The organism is Streptococcus parasanguinis, assembly GCF_023109675.1.
GTDB classification, from domain to species: Bacteria; Bacillota; Bacilli; order Lactobacillales; family Streptococcaceae; genus Streptococcus; species Streptococcus parasanguinis_I.
In genome coordinates this window covers 72,364-91,175 of the sequence record NZ_JALDUR010000001.1, presented here as the reverse complement: position 1 = coordinate 91,175, position 18,812 = coordinate 72,364, and the positions used below count along the sequence as shown (strand labels likewise).

Annotated in this window: 10 protein-coding genes; all 10 read right to left on the bottom strand. The window is 46.6% G+C overall.

The features are described from left to right. Positions 1-134: 134 nt before the first annotated feature. The 10 genes from M1G14_RS00380 to M1G14_RS00325 all read right to left on the bottom strand — a co-directional run bounded on the left by M1G14_RS00380 (position 135) and on the right by M1G14_RS00325 (position 18,785). Positions 135-911: an NUDIX domain-containing protein gene (locus M1G14_RS00380; RefSeq protein WP_049482770.1), complete on the bottom strand. Its 777-nt coding sequence runs from the start codon at positions 909-911 to the stop codon at positions 135-137. Then, positions 912-1,694 (bottom strand): nicotinamide riboside transporter PnuC, encoded by a 783-nt coding sequence (gene pnuC, locus M1G14_RS00375; RefSeq protein ID WP_049474199.1) that lies wholly within the window; start codon positions 1,692-1,694, stop codon positions 912-914. A gap of 10 nt (positions 1,695-1,704) precedes the next feature. Then, positions 1,705-2,766 carry an AAA family ATPase gene (locus tag M1G14_RS00370; RefSeq protein WP_003009019.1) on the bottom strand — a complete coding sequence of 354 codons (1,062 nt, stop codon included), beginning with the start codon at positions 2,764-2,766 and terminating at the stop codon, positions 1,705-1,707. A gap of 164 nt (positions 2,767-2,930) precedes the next feature. Next, entirely contained in the window at positions 2,931-3,656 is a 726-nt protein-coding gene (locus M1G14_RS00365) for a hypothetical protein (protein ID WP_070846145.1), read from the bottom strand. Positions 3,657-4,096: 440 nt separating this feature from the next. Then, positions 4,097-4,504: a DUF4430 domain-containing protein gene (locus tag M1G14_RS00360; protein ID WP_049483392.1), complete on the bottom strand. Its 408-nt coding sequence runs from the start codon at positions 4,502-4,504 to the stop codon at positions 4,097-4,099. Beyond that, positions 4,482-4,970 carry a hypothetical protein gene (locus tag M1G14_RS00355; RefSeq protein WP_049483393.1) on the bottom strand — a complete coding sequence of 163 codons (489 nt, stop codon included), beginning with the start codon at positions 4,968-4,970 and terminating at the stop codon, positions 4,482-4,484. Before M1G14_RS00355 ends, M1G14_RS00360 begins: the two co-directional genes overlap by 23 nt. A 9-nt stretch (positions 4,971-4,979) precedes the next feature. Continuing rightward, positions 4,980-7,409 (bottom strand): ATP-dependent Clp protease ATP-binding subunit, encoded by a 2,430-nt coding sequence (locus tag M1G14_RS00350; RefSeq protein ID WP_024055407.1) that lies wholly within the window; start codon positions 7,407-7,409, stop codon positions 4,980-4,982. After that, a complete protein-coding gene (locus tag M1G14_RS00345; RefSeq protein WP_003009029.1) occupies positions 7,410-7,874 on the bottom strand; it encodes a CtsR family transcriptional regulator in 465 nt (154 codons plus the stop codon). Positions 7,875-8,091: 217 nt separating this feature from the next. After that, positions 8,092-11,802, bottom strand: coding sequence for an alpha-L-fucosidase (locus tag M1G14_RS00335; protein ID WP_345773021.1), 3,711 nt, complete (start codon positions 11,800-11,802; stop codon positions 8,092-8,094). A gap of 104 nt (positions 11,803-11,906) precedes the next feature. After that, positions 11,907-18,785 carry an Ig-like domain-containing protein gene (locus M1G14_RS00325; protein WP_247926106.1) on the bottom strand — a complete coding sequence of 2,293 codons (6,879 nt, stop codon included), beginning with the start codon at positions 18,783-18,785 and terminating at the stop codon, positions 11,907-11,909. Between the last annotated feature and the right edge of the window lie 27 nt (positions 18,786-18,812).

The window sequence follows — 18,812 nt, the reverse complement described above, 5'->3', positions numbered from 1 at the left end:
ACTATAGTATAGTATTATGAACATAAAATGTCAACTATTTTTGACATATTTTTAAATATTTCTTACTAGAACAAAAAAATCCCTCCAGCTACTAATAGTAACTGGAGAGATTTCCTGAAAGAACCCTGCTCGATTTACTGTTTTAGGCGATAGGTCTTGCGTGGTTTTTTCTTAGGTACTCGCTTGACACCCACTTCTTCCACGAATTCTCCGAATTTTACGAGGAAGTTATTGCTAACGATGGGACGTCCAGGATTGATCAGATTGACCAATTCGGTTGCTTCATAAACGGTGAAAGGCTCCTCTAACAGATAGAGGAAGGTTGGATTCCAATCCAGACGCCCCTGAATCCGCTTGATCGATTCTTGAATAATCTGGTAGTGGTCAAAGGCAAAATCAGAAGCAGCTAAGGGTTCTCCATCAAGCAAACACTGGGATTTTTTGAAATCGACATCGAGAAAAATGACTTCCTTGGCATCGTCACCTGCATGGGCTAAGTCTACTGCTTCTGCTGGCAGATAGACCAGATGAGCGATGGTAATGACCCAGCCTCTGGGGTCCCGCCCAGGGGTGGAAACTGTCATGAGCTGTTCCACCTTATTCACTGGCAGATCGAGCCCGACTTCTTCTTTGACTTCTCGGATACAGGCATGAGTCGCATCTTCATCCTTGTTCACAAAGCCCCCCACCAAGGCGAGGCGGTGTTGATAAGGGTGGGCCTTGCGGCGAATGGCTAAGAGCTTGAGCTGTCCATCAACAAAACAGTAAGCCACCATGTCCGCTGTGACACTTGGAGTTTCATAAGTTGGCAGATCTTGCTCCTTGTACCACTTGAGAAAGTCTGCTTCACTAGCGACCGTCTCAAAATACTCTTTCTCCGTCATTCCTGCTGGAATTGAGAGACTTGCCATCTAAGCCACCTCCTTCTTGAGGGCTTTGGTCCATTGGTACCAGCCCACTAAACTATTGAGCGTGTAAACCCAGTACATCCCTTGAATGTGAAGACTCTGATCCCACCAGAGATAGATACTAAAGACGTTGGTTGCAATCCAGAAGATCCATTGCTCCCGGTATAGGCGGGTCATTAGGAGCTGGCCAACCCCATTGGTCGCATCGGTGATACTATCACGGAAAGGGCGAGCGCTATGGATGCTCTGATACGCAAAACCCATACCGATCCAAATCACAGCACACAAGGCCAAGTAGCGCATCCACTCAATCAAGTTCAATTTCTTGGCTTCAAAGTGAGATTCTTCGACCTTACCTTGATCATTGATCCGATTAGAGAGCCAAACATAAAGGCCGATCGGTTGCATGATGAAGAAATAAAGAGTTGTCAGAACTTCTCCGTAGAAGTTTTTATTGAGGGCTAAAACGAGGTAGATCGCGGAATTCACTGCTCCAAAGAGGTAGTTACTAGCACGCCCTTCGGCAACCAGGATAACACAGACAATGCCCGTCCAAGAGGCAAACAGTCCCAGCCAATCATGCTGACCTGTACGATTGGTCCATTCTAAGAAGAAGGGAACGCTGGAAAGAAGAAGGAGATAGATCCATTGAAAGGCTGTGCGTCCTACAAAAAGGTCCTTCCATAGAAGTTTCATAATATTGACAAAGCCTTGCTTTTTCGCTTCTTGGTGAACATTTTTAAAGTCTTGGCTAAAAGTTGCGAATTTTTCAGATAGATTTTTCATAAGCTGCTCCTTAGTCGGCTTGGTAAATGGCATCGATCACCTTCTTGGCTTCTTCGTAGTTGCCGAGGTAGTCTGATGCGAGGAAAGTGGTCGGAATGTTTCCTAGGTATTGCTGGCGCAATTGGTCTAGGTAATTTGAAAAGCTGGTGCGGATCTCTTCGTCAGCCATGGTCATATCTCGGAAACCATCATTGACATAAGAGCCGATCGGCTGTACAAAGAGGATCAAATCCCATTTTTCTTTGGACAGAATACTGACAAAGAGGTTGTCGAAGGTATCGGTCATGCTGGTATCTTGGCCTTCGACTTCCATATAGTAGTCGTAATAACCCTTGGTCACCAGGGAATTGGTATCTGCGATGACAAGGCCTCGATTGGCACTACTATCGATGAGCTTAGAGGTTTGATCATACTGTCCTAAGAGTAGGTAATAGTAATCTTTTGGCGTGAGTTCATCATCCCGCACATTGTTCTTGATCTGGTATTCACGGGCATACTCAAGACTAACAGGTGCATCGTAAAAGCGAGCCAAGTCCTTTGCAAGGGTCGTTTTCCCGTTGCTGGCGCTCCCCATGATCAAGACTTTTTTCGTGAACTGGCGACGGAAGGGCTGGGCAATGTATTTCCAGTATTTGCTGGGATTTTCCCGGATCATGGTAGCAGAGATCCCGAAGCGACGCTCTTCTAAGTGAACTTCAAACCCTCTAGCTTCCAACTCTTCCTTGTAGGCTTTCTCCCCTACATAAAAGATCAACTCTTCTGTCTCTGTTTGATACTGGATGGTGTTTAGGGCTGTCTGTAACCAAGGCTCCCAGCCCAAGGGATAACGAGGAAGTTCTGTCTCATCTAACTTATAGACTTGGGTCAACTCATCATTTGAGAAGGCTTCGCGGATATAACGGAAGCGTTTTTGTAAGGTCAGTCCCACTTCTTCACCACGGTCCCCTTCATAACCAGATACAATGACACGAACGCGATCACACTGACGCTTGGCCCGCTGGATCAGGTCAATATGCCCTTGATGAAGAGGCGCAAAGGTTCCAAAAACCAGGGCAATTCTTTCTTTTTTCATATAAGCTCCTTTTTATAATTTTTTATAAATAGATTTTCTTTATGTTTTTATTATAAACTATATTTTCTATCTGTCAATAGTTTTTTATAAAAAAATATATTTTTATTCAAATCAACAAAAAAAGATCTGAAAAGAGATGCTTCTCCTTTCAGATCTTTCGAATTTTATTCACGAGTGAGGGAGTGACTGACACCGTCTTTAAGAACCGTCACACTAGACACAGAACCATCTTTTCCAACTACGATATCTAGAGTCGCTGCAGACCCATCGCCTGCTGAGAGATTAGCATGGTAATGACCATCATCCAAGGTATAGTTATAAGCGCTGATCCCATAGGCTACGGGTTGACCCCCAGGAAGTTGGATGGTCACTTGACCACCTTGGCCAATAGTGACTCCAGTGTCGCGTTTGTCAGACCAATTCCCAGCTGCAGCAGAGAAATCTCCTGCTGCTACAGAATAGACTCCCTTGTATTGGGCATTCTCCGTAGCAGAAGCTTGCTTCTTAGCCTGGGCATGGCCGTCTTCTAGACTTGGCAATTTTGCTTTCGCTGGTGTTGCTGGAGTGGCTACTTCTTTTGTTTCTTTTGTTACGGGTGCTGCTGGTGTCGCTTCTTTAGCTGGAGCAGGTGTTTGACTAGCTGCTGCTTGGTTATTTTTGCTACCAACAGTATGACTTTCTTCTGATTTGCTATCAGAGGATGAAGAGGCAATCGGATCTTTACTAGTGATCACTTTTTTCTTAGAAGAAGAGCTGGTTTGTTTAACCAGACTGGTCTTTGAACTGCTTGCTTCTGAAGTTTTTTCTTCTTTATTCCCGCCACAAGCTCCTAGGAAAAAACTAGCTGTAAGAGCTAGCGCTGCTAGGGAAATGATTTTTTTGTTTTTCATAACAGAACCTCTTTTGTAACATTTGTAATATTTTGTAACATTATTGTAACACTGTTATATGAGGCTGTCAATAGTTTCTTAAATATTTTTCTAATTTGAAAGAAGTTTTAAGTAAGTTCCTAAACTTTAGCAAAAAAAGCCGGACAAACTAGCCGACTAGAGCACGTAGACAAACTGTTCTTTTATACAAATATAATACCTCCTATAAAGATAAAATAATTTTATTCGTTAGGGATACTCAATGATCTACTGAAACTTTCCGCTGTGAGAAAAGTGCTAGAAACACTATTGTTTCTAGCACTCGGGAGTTTTGGAACCTTAGGTCCAAAACTAAGTCATGGAACTTCTTAGAAGTTCGCTGACGTCCGTACTCACCTAAGGAAAGTTTCTAAGATAACTTTATCTTTAATCTGAAGCCTGACACACTGTCCAGCTTCTCATTATTTATACACTTCTTGATAGAATTCGATCTTGTCTCCTTTTTTTACGGTGGTTTCAGCAGCACCTTTTGGAGCCATCTCGCCATTGATCTTGTACATCCAGTAAAGACCTTTGGCTTCATCTTGGCTGTGACCGTCAATCGAGGTGATCATGCCATTTTTTTCTTCAATCTTGTAGTTGGCTTTGAGCACTTTCATGAGGTTGCTCTCTTCTGCTACTTTCAAGGTTTTTGATTGCGCTTTTTGACCTTCTGGCGTCACGCTAATTGTAATCGAAATTTCGTTTTTCTTGGCAACTTCTGCGCTAGAAGCTGTTGGTTGATTGTTTGTGCTATGAGACGGAGCGCAACTCGCTAAAAGAAGAGCTGCAAGTAAGGTCATCAAGCTAGAAATGGTTTTTTTCAACATAAAATCTCCTAAAGATTTGATAGATAATGGGATAGAAAATGATCGTCGACAGAGCATGGGCAAGGTTAAAACTAAAACCATTGACCAAAGCATAGGTCCACCAAGGAATATGGTACATCAAGGCATAAACACTATCGATCAAGACCCCATAAGCAAAGGACAGTAGGCCCACAAAAAGGATCTGAAGGACAATGGGCAACCACTTGTAACTGATGCGCCAAATGAGCATCAAACAGCCAAAGGCGACAATCTGAAAGAACACAATCAGGCTCATCCCCAGGAAAAAGGCGGAGACAAACATGGTGATCATCATCACAAGAAAAGCAAAGCTATACCCTTCAAATATCACCAAGAGAAAAAAGATAGCAGAAATAGGTTGGACATTTGGGAAAGGGGCAAAAGCCTGACGTAGAGCGACACAAAGGGCCGCCAAAAGCGAAATACGGGTTAATCGCTGAAGCGTCATGACATCCTCCTAGACAATCTCGAACTTGATCGTTCCGGCTGTCGTTCCAACCTTGATGGTTTGCCCTTCTTGGGCTTGGCCTTTCAGCAATAGCTCTGCTAGTTGATCTTCCACTTCGGTCTGCAAGACACGACGCAGTGGGCGAGCTCCCATTTCTGGATCGTAGCCTTTGGTTGCTAGCAACTTGAGCGCTGAAGGCTGGAATTTGAGGGTCATGCCTTGTTCGGCCAAGGTCGCGATGAGCGGTTTGACCATGACTTTCACCACCTGCTGCATGTCCTCGCTGGATAGGCTATGGAAGACTACCTTTTCATCAATCCGGTTGATAAACTCTGGACGATAGGTCTTCTTCAACTCTTCAAACATGCGTTTTTCCATATTGGCTTGGTCAAAGCGGATATCTTTGGCCCCAAAGCCAACTGTCTTATCATCCCGAAGGGCTGTAGCTCCCAGGTTTGAGGTCATGATGATAATGGTATTGGAGAAGTCAATCTTCCGGCCTTTGCTATCGGTTAAGACTCCGTCATCCAAGACTTGCAAAAGGACATTGAAAATATCTGGGTGGGCTTTTTCCACCTCATCAAATAAGAGAACAGAATATGGTTTGTTGCGGACTTTCTCGGTCAACTCGCCTCCTTCTTCGTAGCCCACATAGCCTGGAGGAGCTCCGTTGAGGCGGCTAGCTGCGAATTTTTCCATGTATTCACTCATATCAAAACGGATGAGGGCCGATTCATCATCAAACAGAACTTCCGCCAAAGCTTTGGCTAGCTCTGTTTTTCCGACACCGGTAGGTCCTAGGAACATGAAAGAACCGATCGGACGCTTGTTGCTACGGATCCCCGATTGATTGCGTCGAATAGCCCGACTGATACTCGAAACGGCTTGGTCTTGACCAATCACGCGCTTGTGCAATTCTGCTTCTAAGTTTAGGTACTTCTTGGCATCGGTTTGGGTCAGTTTTTGAGTTGGAATACCAGATAATTGGCTCAAGGTCACCAAGACATCTTGGTCAGTGACTTCTTTTTTGTAGACAATGGGAGCGGCCTCTACTTCTAAGAGCTGGGCTGCTTTCTTCCACTTGCCGTCCATCAAGGCCCGGTCTAAGGCGGTCAACTCTTCTTTTACGTGACCGTTGGAATCGCGGTTTTGTACAGTAGCTGCCGCTTCATCCAAGAGATCAATAGCTGAATCTGGCAATTGACGGCTGGTCAAATAGCGGTGGGCATATTTGACAGCTGTTTCGATCGCTTCATCGGTAATGGTCACATGATGGTGGTCCTGATAGGTCTCTTTCAAGCCTTGGAGAATTTGGATGCTATCTGCAACACTTGGCTCTTCAATGGTGACTTTCGCAAAACGTCGAGAGAGGGCTGCGTCTTTTTCGATATGCTTTTGGTACTCATCTTGAGTCGTTGCCCCAACTGTACGCAAGGTTCCCCGTGCCAGGGCTGGTTTTAGAATATTGGCTGCGTCTAAGGTCGAATCAATACCGGATCCTGACCCCATAATAGTATGCAGTTCATCGATAAAGAGAATCACGTGACCGTCTTCTTCGATGTCCTGGATGATATTGTTCATCCGCTCTTCGAAGTCCCCACGGAAGCGCGTCCCTGCAACGACATTCATGAGATCCAATTCTAAGACACGCATTTGCGCGATTTCAGCTGGAACATTGCCACTAGCGACCCGCTGGGCCAGACCTAATGCAAGAGCGGTTTTTCCGACCCCTGCTTCTCCCACCAATACAGGATTGTTCTTCGTCTTGCGGCTGAGGATTTGGATCATGCGTGAAATCTCTACATCCCGACCAATCACAGGCTCAAGCTGGCCTGCACGCGCCATTTCTGTCAAATCACGGGTATAATCTTCAAGACCTCCACTGGTGCTTGGTGGCATGCCCATCATATTCCCCATGGTTTGGCGGTTAGGGTTTTGAGCCCGATAAAGACTCCGAATGGCTTTGATATCGTTCTTGTCCCAGCCTGCCTTGTCTTCAAGATTCTTTCGAAGGGAGGCAATAGGAACTCCCTTGTCTTGCTCTGTAAAGGCAAAGCCGGCAAACTCCATGACTTGGCTCGCCAAGGTCCCACGGTCTGCTAGAAGAGAGAGGAGCACATGCTCTGTTCCCAAGGTCTTGGCATGAAGGACCTGGGCAATCTCTCTTGCGTGTTTCATAATGGCTTCCATCCGATAAGAAAATGGGAAGATTTCATACCGATTGTCGCTTTGAAAAGCTTGGCCTGTAATATGCTCCGCTGCATCCTGAAACTCATCGATCTGCATAGGATAATCGTTAAGTACAGAACCTGCCACGCTATAGGGATTATTGGCCATAGCCGTCAGGAGATGCCAAGTATCTAAGGTATGTCCCTGATAGTGGCCTGCTAGTATTTGGGCCGCTTCTATACTTTCTAACAGTGCTGTTGAATAGTTCATCTAGTCGGTATTTCCTTTTCTATCTACTTGTTGAATGATTTTTTTCAGCATACTTGCTCGTAGAATGAGAGCATCTCGACCTAGGACCTCATCGGAGGTCGTCGCAAGCAACAGCTGAGTCTCACGTTGTGTCAATAATTTTTCTTCATAGAGCATCTGGAGGATATCATTGAAGACCTGCTGGCTGATGGTCTCTCCAATATTGGCTGCCAAGTCTTGGAGCATCTGATGGTGATCTGAAAACTGGACCTTGCCAATGCGGATATAGCCCCCACCACCGCGCTTGCTCTCTACAATATAGCCTCGGCTCTCGGTAAAGCGGGTCTTAATGACATAGTTAATCTGACTGGGTACGACCTGAAAGACATCGGCTAACTCACTTCTTTTGAGCTCTGCCATGCCAGCTTGAGCCAGCAAGGCCTTGATATAAGCTTCAATGCTATCAGATGTGTTCTTATTTGCCATGATGCTCCTTTCTGGCTTGTTTTTTTCTAGATGGATGCTCTGCTCTTTGGCCCATAAAAAATGGCCTTGGAGTGTTCTTTCTCATCATTGACCTTATTTGACTATTATACAATTTTTACGGCTGTAAATAAAGCAAAGACTCCATGGAAATAGGAATCTCTTAAGAAGGCAAAACAAAAGAGGCTAGTGAGAACTAACCTCTTATGCGAAGAAGGAGCTACTCTTTGCGACGAGCAAATTTCGCGCCTCCGCCCAAGAATCCTAGACCAAGAAGGCCTAACCAAGCAAACAATCCACTTTCTTTTGTACCGGTTTGAGGAAGTTTTCCTTCCGATTGTAGAGAAGGACTTTTAACCACTTCTTTTTCCGGATGGTCTGAAGTCGAAACAGAAACTGCTTCTGGGGTTTTCGGTTGCAAGAGAACAGGTCTTCCTTTTTCTTTTTTGTCTTCAGCTTGAGAAAGAGTCATAACTTCTGGTTGCACCTTACTTGGGGTGACAGGAATGGTTGGAGTCGGCATATCAGCTATCAACGGACTTTTTTCCGCTTCCTTCGTCCCGACTTCTGTGATCTGGTCCTGGGCATCCACTTCGACAAAGGCATCGACTTCTGTCCGAATTTCTTTGCCTTCTTCTTGTCGAACCTCGATCAATTTCAGCCGGCGTCCGACCTTCCCTGCTTGAAGGATCCGGCTTTCGCCCTTGGCCAAGTCCTTGTTCTCACGTGTTTGACTCTCAAATGGAATCTCCTCCGCTTCGATGAGTAGTTCTGGTTTTTCAAGAATCAAATCCCGAACACCTTGATCTGGGCGTATCTGCGTCAGCGGTTCATAATTGTGAACATCTCCTAAGATGGTTTCAAGGGCTTCGACTTGATTGGCTGCAGCAACCAAATCTGGGCGCTCTTGATCCAACAACTGAGTCAAGTCCGTCAATTGTCCTTGAACAGTTGGTTTGAGATCTGCTTTCAAGCGATCGAGAGAAGTAGCCTTGATCTTTTCTACTCCTTCTCTGATGATCTGTTGCAGCTCTTCTTGACTGAGCAACTGGCTATCTTTCCCTGAGAGGATAAATCGGTCTACTTGGATAGCTCTGGACGACTGAGGATCATTGAGGGCTGGATCCAGATGCAGGCGTAGCTGATGGTAGCCTTTTGCTAGACCTTGCAGATTGACCAAGCTCTGGTCTAGTTTGCGTTGGTCTCCATAGCCACTGAAGTAATGATCGCCTTCAATCTCATAGTCATGGCCACGACCTTCTTCGAAGGCCATTTCTTTTCCATCCAGGGTGACGCTGTAGAGCCCATGACTTGGATCAACCACTCCTCGAACCTCCACACCTGTGCCCTTAAAGGTAATGGTCACTTCAATGTGTTTCTTGCCCTCCTCATCGGTCACTTGGTTAAAGCTGGACCAAGATTCTGTGCCATTTGAGAAGTCTTTGTTGTCCGTCTCATGGTGCCAACCTTGGCTATAGTGCAGTTTCGGATCTTGGTCATCTACTTCTTTGCGATTTTCTGGAAGCAGGTCCTCGTTCATTACTTGGACTGTCAGTTCTGGAATAAAGCCGACCAAGCTTCCTTGATCCGGATGCAACAATTTAACCTTAAAGTCATAGACGTCGGTCGCTTTCCCTGCAAAATCAAGAGTTGGAACTTGGACTGTTTTTTCCGTCTCTCCATCTGCGAACTCAAGGGTGACGTTGGTATCTTTGTAGACCTTACCATGAACCCCCGTTCCTGGTTCTGTGATCAATTTGAGACTGGCACTTCCTTTAGAGCCACCTTTTCTCTTGACGACGACTTGCGCTGGGTCGCCTTTCTTAACAGCTAGGGTTGGCTGAGCAAATTCAAAGAGACCATTTTCTTGGTTATTGAGAGCATAAATCCCTTCCGTTGCGATCGCATCTCCCTTGCTATTGACCAAGGTCAAGGTGTGAGATCCTGCTGTCAAATCCGGTGTTTCATAGACCTTTTGGCTACGTTTGCGGCTTGGGCTTTGGGTATTGATGGTCGCTAGCTTTTGGCCATCGACATAGACATCCATTTCCCCATGACCAGGGTCGACAGTTGCGATCACATAGGCCTTAGTGCCTTCAAACTGATAGGTCACCGAAGCTCCCTTTTCTTTGGTCCACATAGAGGTGCCTCGAACGCCTTCTCCCTCTTCATTCCATTGGCCATTGGCCCGCTCTGCTGTCCGGTCAGAATGATAAGTCAAACCAAGCGGATATCCATCGGTTTCTTCAATGCTAGCTGGCGTCTTATAGACAGAGACTCCGTTCAAGATTGGAGTAGCTTGGGCATCGGTGATGGACACCCGGATATAGCGACTATCAACTGGTTGCCCTTTGATCAATCGGCGGTATCCTACGGTTGAGCCAGCACCATATGGAACCCATTGGCCATTCACTGCCACATCAATGGTGAAGCCAGAAATCCGTTGGCCTTTCTCGATGGTTTCTTTAAGCTCTACCACATCAAAATGCTGTTCTTTTCCAAGATCGAGAACAAAAGAGCCGGTCTTGGCATCATCTGCAGGTGCCCAACTGGTCTTTTCATCACCATCTGTCAAATGGCTGGCCTTGTAGAGCGGATTGCGTCGTGTCGAGTCAGCTTCTACCAAAGCTCCTGCCGCATAGTTCACACTGTAGAGTTGGTCCAAGGTCTGACGGAATTCTTTCAAACGGGCCACATCGGCATCCGCAAATTTTCCGTCTTGGTTGGGTGGAATATTGAGCAAGAGTGGAGTTCCACGGCCGACCGATTTGAAGTAAATGTCCATCAATTCGCGCAAGGACTTAGGCTCTTGATTGTCATGGTAGAACCAGCCGGAGCGAATAGAGACATCGGCTTCTCCCACTGAGTATTGCTTCCCTTCCGGATCCCCGTGATTGAGGTAGCTGTTGGATGGATTGTTGCGGATCTTATCTGGATTGACCTTTTGCCAAACCGGATCTCCGGCAATCCCCTTTTCATTTCCAATCCAACGAACATTGGTCGGCTCAGCTGAGAAGATAGCAATATCCCCTTGGGCCTTACGAATGGCTTCAAACCACTTGTCGAAAGTATAGGTGACCTTTTGAGCCCCATCGCCCCGCGCTCCATCCATCCAGACTTCTACGAACTTGCCCTTGTTCCCATATTTTGGATCTTCAAGGATTTCCTTAAGCTGGTTGAGATAGTATTCATTATATTGGTCCTCTGTATCCACATGGTAGAGCGGACTGTGAGCATCCCAAGGTGAGAGGTAGACCCCCATGTCCATGTCATACTTGCTGGCAGAAGCAGAAACCTCGGCTAGGACATCGCCTTTCCCATCCTTCCAACCGCTTTTAGCAATGGTATGGTCGGTATATTTGGAAGGGTACAAGAGGAAGCCATCGTGGTGCTTAACGACCATGATCGTCCGTTTAAAGCCAGCATCTTTCAGGGTTTTGATCCACTGATCGGTATCCAGATGCTCTGGATAGAAATAATAAGGATCTTCTTGCCCATCTCCCCACTCACGATCATAGTAAGTATTCATCCCAAAGTGGATGAAAGCTGCTAGCTCTTCGCGGTGGTATTGCATCTGAGCCTTGCTTGGAAGTGGTCCGTAATCCGCAATCTCAGTCTCCTCGTTTAGAGAAGTGGCTGGTTGGCTTGCTTCTGTCCCTTGACTGACTGTGCGATTTTCTTTCTCACTAGTAGCTGCTGAGGGTTGTTCTGATGCTTCTTGGTGCTCGTTCACAGTTTTCTCCTCCTTTCCTTGATCTCCTGCATTGCTTGTTTCAACCCGTTCTTCACGCGGTTCATTATTCTCAGCTTGTTCCTCTGCGTAACTGGTAGTAGTTCCTAAAAAACAAGTCGCTACGACTACCGAGCAGACACCTACTGAGAGTTTACGAATGCCAAATCGATTTCTCTGATCAACTAATCTTTTTCCCATATTCTATTCCTTTATGTCACCAGGTAAAGAGGGTGGGGCTTCCCCATCCTCCTTCTTTTTACCTGTGAACTTTTCACCATTTTTTACTAGTTTCTCTAGCTGTTTTACTTGGCCTTATTGGCTCTTTTTTTCTGATCGTCCAGCACAGCACTGGCAAGGCCTGCCGCTAAGATTCCAGCAACGAGGCTTGCGACGCTTTCTTCCGTTCCTGTATTTGGTAATGTACCTTCGGAAACTGGAGCCGCTGAAACTGCTGGTGTTTGAGTGTCTTTCTCGACTTCCTTCTCTATTGCATCTGTCCCTTCCTGGCGCACCGCTTTGACCTCAAGAGATGCTTGAGGAGTTGCGGTAGCTACTGGTCCTTCTGAGACATGAGGACCTTCTGGGTTCGGAAGCGGTTGTGACTGTGGCTGTGGCTGCGGTTGCGGCTGTGGTCCTGGCTGTGGCTCTGGTTCTGGCTGTGGCTCTGGTTGTGGTTCTGGCTGCGGTTGTGGCTGTGGCTCTGGTTGTGGAGTGTCTGGAAGTACTTCTTTTGTGCCCACCTCTGTAATTTCTGCCACTGGATCTAGCTCTACAAAGGCATCTAGTTCCTTCCGGCTTTCCACACCATTTTCTTGAGAAACTTCCACCAAGCGCAATTTGCGGCCTTTTTGACCTTCTTGAATCACACGTTTCTCACCTTTTGGAAGATCCGCATTTGGACGTTCTAGGCGTTCAAAGTCCATCTCTTCTGGCTCAATCACCAACTCTGGCTTGGTATGGACCAGATTCTTAACCCCTTCTTCAGGAATGGCTGAGCCTGTAGGTGCTTTTGCGGAGAGAGAAAGTTGATATACTTTTTCGAGCTTGCCATCTTCTGAGACAACCTTGACAAGCACAGGGGCATTGGCACTTTTAGTATCCACGACCGTAACGGCTGTTCCATTCTTGCCTTGTGCTGAAACGATTGGACGTTCTCCCTCATACTCTAGATGATAATCTGTCACATCTGGTTTAAAACCTTCTAGGTCTTTGCCATTCACTTGGATCGTAACATCAGTTGTTGCCTGGGCCTCTTCTGTTGGGGCATAGGCGCTCAATTCAATGATTCCAATTCCTTTTAGATTTTCATCACGGACCATTCTTAAACGGATGGCTTTGGTTCTGGTTTCGTTGAAGCTGAGGTTAGAGATATAACCAGGCTCAAAGGCATAATCCAAGCTATACGGGATTTCTTCCCAGTTTGAGGCTTGGTTAAATGGATGATCTGGAAGATTTTTCAAATTGCCGTAATCATCTGGGACATCAAAGTCTGGACCAATATAGCGTTCAAGAACCGTTTTCGTTGGCAGACCTGTTTCCTGATCTGCAAAGAAGTCGACCGCTACTTTATTGACCAAACGCTCTGTTACTCGACCATTTTTCTTGAAGATGAGACCAGCAAACACTTCTGTTTGATCCGGCTCTCTCTTCCAGTTGGTCCAACGGTAGTACTCATTGTAGCCACCATCATTGATGTAATCGATATAGTCGATTTGATTTGGATCGAGATCGTTTGTTTCACTAGCAAATGCTCTGGTATCCTCTGCATTGTAGTCACGGTTCACAGAGAGGATTTCTCCTGTCTTTTCGGACACCCGGACGGTCAGCTGAGCTGTCAGATCATAACCGAGGACCTTTCCTTCTAACGTGAAGCTGCCTTCATGAGAAAGTGCATCAGCTGGGATAGCCTGCCAGTCCACCGTAAGTTCCTTGCGTTCGTAACCTGTGTCCCCTTTGAAGTAGACACCTACTGTAGATGGTAGAACCAGATCTTGACCGACTTTCACAAAACGTCTGCCTGCTTCTACTGCTACTGGGGCAGCTTGTTTCAGTTTTTCTGCATCACTTGTGAGATGGAGGCGGTATTCTTGTAAGATAGTACCATCTTCTGCTTTATGGATGACACGGATTGGCTCACCTTCATGGACGCTTGGCACAACCGTTGCAAGACCGTGATGGCTAGCTGTCGCTTCCACTTGTGGATAAGCCCGATCACGCGCATTGATGTAGTAATCGGTCACACTTGGATTAACTCCTGGTAAAACCTCGCCGTTGACACGAATGGTCACCTGGCTCTTTTCTTCTGCTGCCACCTTATTGGCAAATACCTGAATCTCTGAAATAGAGCTTCCACGTTTGCCTTCTGGTGTCTTCATGCGGATCCGAACGGCATAGGTGTCGACTTTATCAAAACTGAAATGATTCATCTTGCCAGCTGCTACCGGTTCTTCAACGGTTAGGTTGCTGACTTCTTTCCAGTTGGCTGGATTGTTAAATGGATGGTCTGTTTCGTCTTTGACGCGATTTGGATTGCTTGGAACAGTTGGGATTTGTTCCCCTGTATAGTACTCAATCACATATTCACTTGGAGCCCCAACGCCGTGGTCTTCATGGAAACCAACATGGAGGTTGTCCACTGCTCGCTTGGTCAAGATACCAGAATCCCCAAACAAGATACCAACAGAATCTTCCGCATTGTCACGGCCCCAGTTGGTCCAACGGTTAGCTGGAGCATCGGTAAAGGAGATGACCTTATCATTGACCTTAGCAACTGGATCTGCATCGTTAGAGTCACTTGCAAAAGCGAGTGGCAAGACAGATCCTGTCCATTGCTCTGCTACATTGGCTCCCTTGACTGTGGTGCTAGAAACACGAATATGAAGACGGGTTGGAAGATCCGTTCCTTCTACACGACCAGCTAGGACAACTTCTCCTTCTTTGGCCAAGAGTTGCGGATCGACCGCATCCCAGGCCACCTTAGCAGTATAGGTCTTACCATTAGAGTGATAGGTCCGCACGCTTTCTGGAAGGGCTGGTTTTTCTCCGACTGGAGTGGTAGTGCTGACTTCTTCTACAGCGATAATGCCTTCAACCGTCACTTGAGCTTGGGCTTCTTTTTCCACACCCTCTACATGACCGGTGACTGTAAAACTATGGTAATCCTTGACTTGATCTGCGGTCACAGTATCCCAGGTCACGTGTTTTTCTTTCGGGAACCCCTTGTCATACTCAACCAAGACGGTCTCTGGAAGAGCTGGCAAAACGTTTCGATCGGTGCTGATTCGTACAGGACGTACCTTGACAACCGTCTTTTCTTCAGGATTTGGCGTAATGGTAAAGCTGACTTCTCCCGTTTGTCCTTGGAAGTTGGCTTCTAAATGAACCAAGCCTGCTTCCCGCAATTCCAAACCTTTATTGGTTGCAACTGCTTTTCCTTGGCTACCAGCTCTTGTTTTCACATCGATTTGATCTGCTTTGAGACTTGCCTGGCTACCATCTTGGTAATGGGCAATGACTTCAAGTGGTACCGTTTGGTCTTCCTTGAGTTCCTGTCCTTCTGGCAGACGCAATTCTAGGCGCTCAATCTGTGGACTTTCTTCTTGGAATTGGACCACATAGGTCTGTACAGCTCCTGTATCCTTAGCAGTCACAAAGATTTGAGCCTTCAAACCATTTTCGCGATTAGCTTGTAGGACCGTCACTTGAGCATTTTCTGCACTTGCTGTGACTTGACCTGGTTCTTGACCATAAGCCAGCGGACGGAAAATAGTATGGTTGCCACTACCAAATTTTGGAAGGGCTACCCCATCTATCTGAACCGTTGGTTTCTTAGCCTTGGCTACATCTCCTCCTGCAACCACTAGTGTCGCTTGGACCGTTTCCCCATTGCCTAGGAGTCCTGTCGCCTTCAAGCGTGCTCCCGGTGTAGACAATTGATCTTCTTGACCAGCTTCCAAGGTCCATTGATCGACCTCATAGTGGGCAGTGGTCCCATCAGTGAAGACTAATTGCACAGCCTTATCCACTGTTGCTAGATCTGCTCCCTGTGGGATTTGTTTGATGACTGGAAGGACTTGTTCCACGCCGATCACATCGACCAGAGCTTCGACCGTGCGTCCTTGAACATGACCTGTCACACGGACTTGGCCAGCACGGCTATAGTCTGCCGCATCCCATTCAACGGCTTCTTCTTGGGCCTTGCCATCACTATAGACCACATTGACCTTACTTGGTAAGGTTGGTTTTTCTCCTAGATAAGCACTTTGTCGAACAGGTTCCACACCTAATACAGTGCGTTCTGCTTGGTCCTTCTTACCTGTAAAGAGGCTGACTTGGTCTGATTGCAAGCGATCTGAGTCTGCATACAGGGTAAAGGCACCTGCTTGCTCAGTTGATTTGACAATCACAACCCCTTTGCCGTTAAAGGCCCGACGTTGCCATGAGCCATCTTCCTGCGCTTTGTAGCGTTCACGGCTGGCTTGTTCCCCATTATCGACACCGACAATTTGGCCTTGTCCATGCAAATGGAAATGCACCAAATTATTGGCAGTTGGTACAACACGACCTTCTTCATCGACGATTTCATAGGTAATATAGGTCAAATCCTTACCGTCCGCTGCAATCGCGTGTTCTTCTTTCAACAAACGGACACCTGCAGGCTTGCCGGCTGTTTCGACTTGATCTTTCGCGATCACTTCGCCTGCTTCGTTGCGCGCAATAGCTTCTACTTTACCTGGTACATAAGGAACCAACCACTCTAGATAGAGTTCATCCGGATTTGCCCCTTCTTGGTAGGTCCGGCCATCAGCTGTGGTCTTCTTGGTAAAGGTCTTGACTCCTTGTGATTCCCCATTGACAATCAATTCCACACTGTGAGCATTGGAGAAGGTCCGAACAGGAATCCGTCCTTCTTCATCCATGACACGATTGGCTAATTCTGGATTGTCCCAGTTCCAATGTGGCAAGAGATGGACCATTGGATGTTTCTCAGCTGACACCCATTGACTTTGGTAGAGATAAAAATCATTCTTTGGAAGGCCGGCAGTATCGACAATACCGAAATAAGAACTTTTTACAGGTGTGTCATTTTGGTTGTGCCATGGTGTTGGCTCGCCGATATAGTCCGTACCGGTCCAGATAAATTGTCCTGCATAGCCGGCATGATCACGGTCAAAGGTCCAAGAGGCGGTCGCTGTCCGACCCCAACCAACCCGGTCATTGCCGTAGTCTGATTGTTCATAATGGCGGTCTTCTTGGTTGCTGCCGACCCATTCTCTTTCAGGATGATAGTATGAACCCCGTGTCCGCGTTGCAGAAGAGGTTTCAGAACCATAAATGAGCCAATTTGGATGTTTCGCCCGTAAGCTTTCATAGTTGGCCTCTGAATAGTTAAATCCAACCGCATCGAGCTCTGCTGCTACTTTTTCATGACCTCCTGAGCCATCGCCAAAGCGGAATTTATCAGCTCCCATAGTGACATAGCGGGTTGCATCCACGTCCTTGATGGTCTTGACTAACCGACGAACAGTTGCGACAGATTTGTCTGAACCATCTGCTTCACCGACTTCGTTACCGATTGACCACATGACAATGGCTGGATTGTTCTTGCCCCGTTCTACCATGGTCCGTAGATCGTAATCGGACCAAGTATCCCCCTTACGAGCTTCTGGGTGAGTGGCATCTTTTTCAAAGAAACGACCGTAATCGTATTGTTTCTTGCCACCATACCAGGTATCAAAAGCTTCTTCTTGGACCATCAAGCCCAACTCAGCAGCAATTTTTAAGGTTTGTTCACTCGCTGGGTTGTGAGTCGTCCGGATCGCATTGACTCCCATGTCTTTCATCTGTTTGAGACGACGGTATTCAGCCTTGTAATTTTCCTCAGCTCCAAGAGCCCCGTGGTCATGGTGAAGGGATACCCCGTGGAATTTCGTCGCCACCCCATTGAGGAAGAAGCCACCTTCTGGCGTCCAGTTGAGATAGCGATAACCAAAGCGTTCCTTTTGCACATCGACCAATTGCGAATCCCGATAAACCCGCGTATACAAGGTATAGAGAGCAGGATGATCCGTTTTCACATCCCAGAGGGTTGGTTTTTCAACATGCAAGGTTTGAGAAAGGTTGATCTCTTGACCTGCTAGAACAGCTTGTGCTTCACTGCGTGTTTTTTCGCTCACCACTTGGCCATTTTGATCGACAATTTCATATTCCGCATAAATACTATGAGCTTGATCATCTTGGTTGACAATGTGGCTCTTCACCACTGTATCTACTGCCCCATTTTGCTGTTTTTCCAACTGAGGGGTCGTAATCGTAGTCCCATACTGCGCTAAATGAACCTTGTCCGTTACACTCAGCTTCACATCCCGGTAAATCCCACTACCAGAATACCAACGGCTACTTGGTTGTTGATTGACCACATGAACGGCGATGGTATTCTCGCTTCCATCCGCATTCAAATAAGGAGTAATATCATAAGAAAAGGCATTGTAGCCATTTGGATAATGACCGACGAATTGTCCGTTTACATAGACTTTGGAATCCATATAAACCCCGCCAAATTCCAAGCGAACCTTCTTATCTAGATCTTTGTCGTCCAAACGGAAGGTCTTACGATACCAAGCATCCCCTCCGTTTAATTGTCCCCCCTCATTTTGAGCAGGAGAGTTGTGATCGAAATCAAAGAAAATAGACCAGTCATGAGGAAGATCTAATTTTTTCCAATCCTTGACATCCACTTGACGCCCTTCTGCACCAGGAGCCGCATTTAATTTAAAATACCAATCTTTATTAAAATCACGTTCTCGATCTTGCACAATATCCTCCGCTACACGATTTTGATCTGGAGCAGCCGTTTCTTCTGTTCCTGTAGCACGCTCAGATGAAGCAGAAACGGGCTGGCCTTCGCCTTGAGGCGCCGGCTTTTCCTCAGCTCTGGTAGGCGTGATGACAGCTGGAGCTGTGGAAACTCTTGCCACAGCTTCAGGAACTTCCGTTGCTGTGTTTTCCGTCACAACACTTGGTGTCTCCATCGAAGTCGGCTCACTTTCGAGGGCTGGCTTTTCTTCCGCATGGACCCTTGAAAGACCCAAGGCAGAAATCCCAATCACAACAGAGCAAGCTCCAACTGAGAGCTTACGAATACTAAAAACAGGACGCTTTTCAAAAAAAGACTTTCCCATAAAAACCTCCTCTTAGGATTAACCATT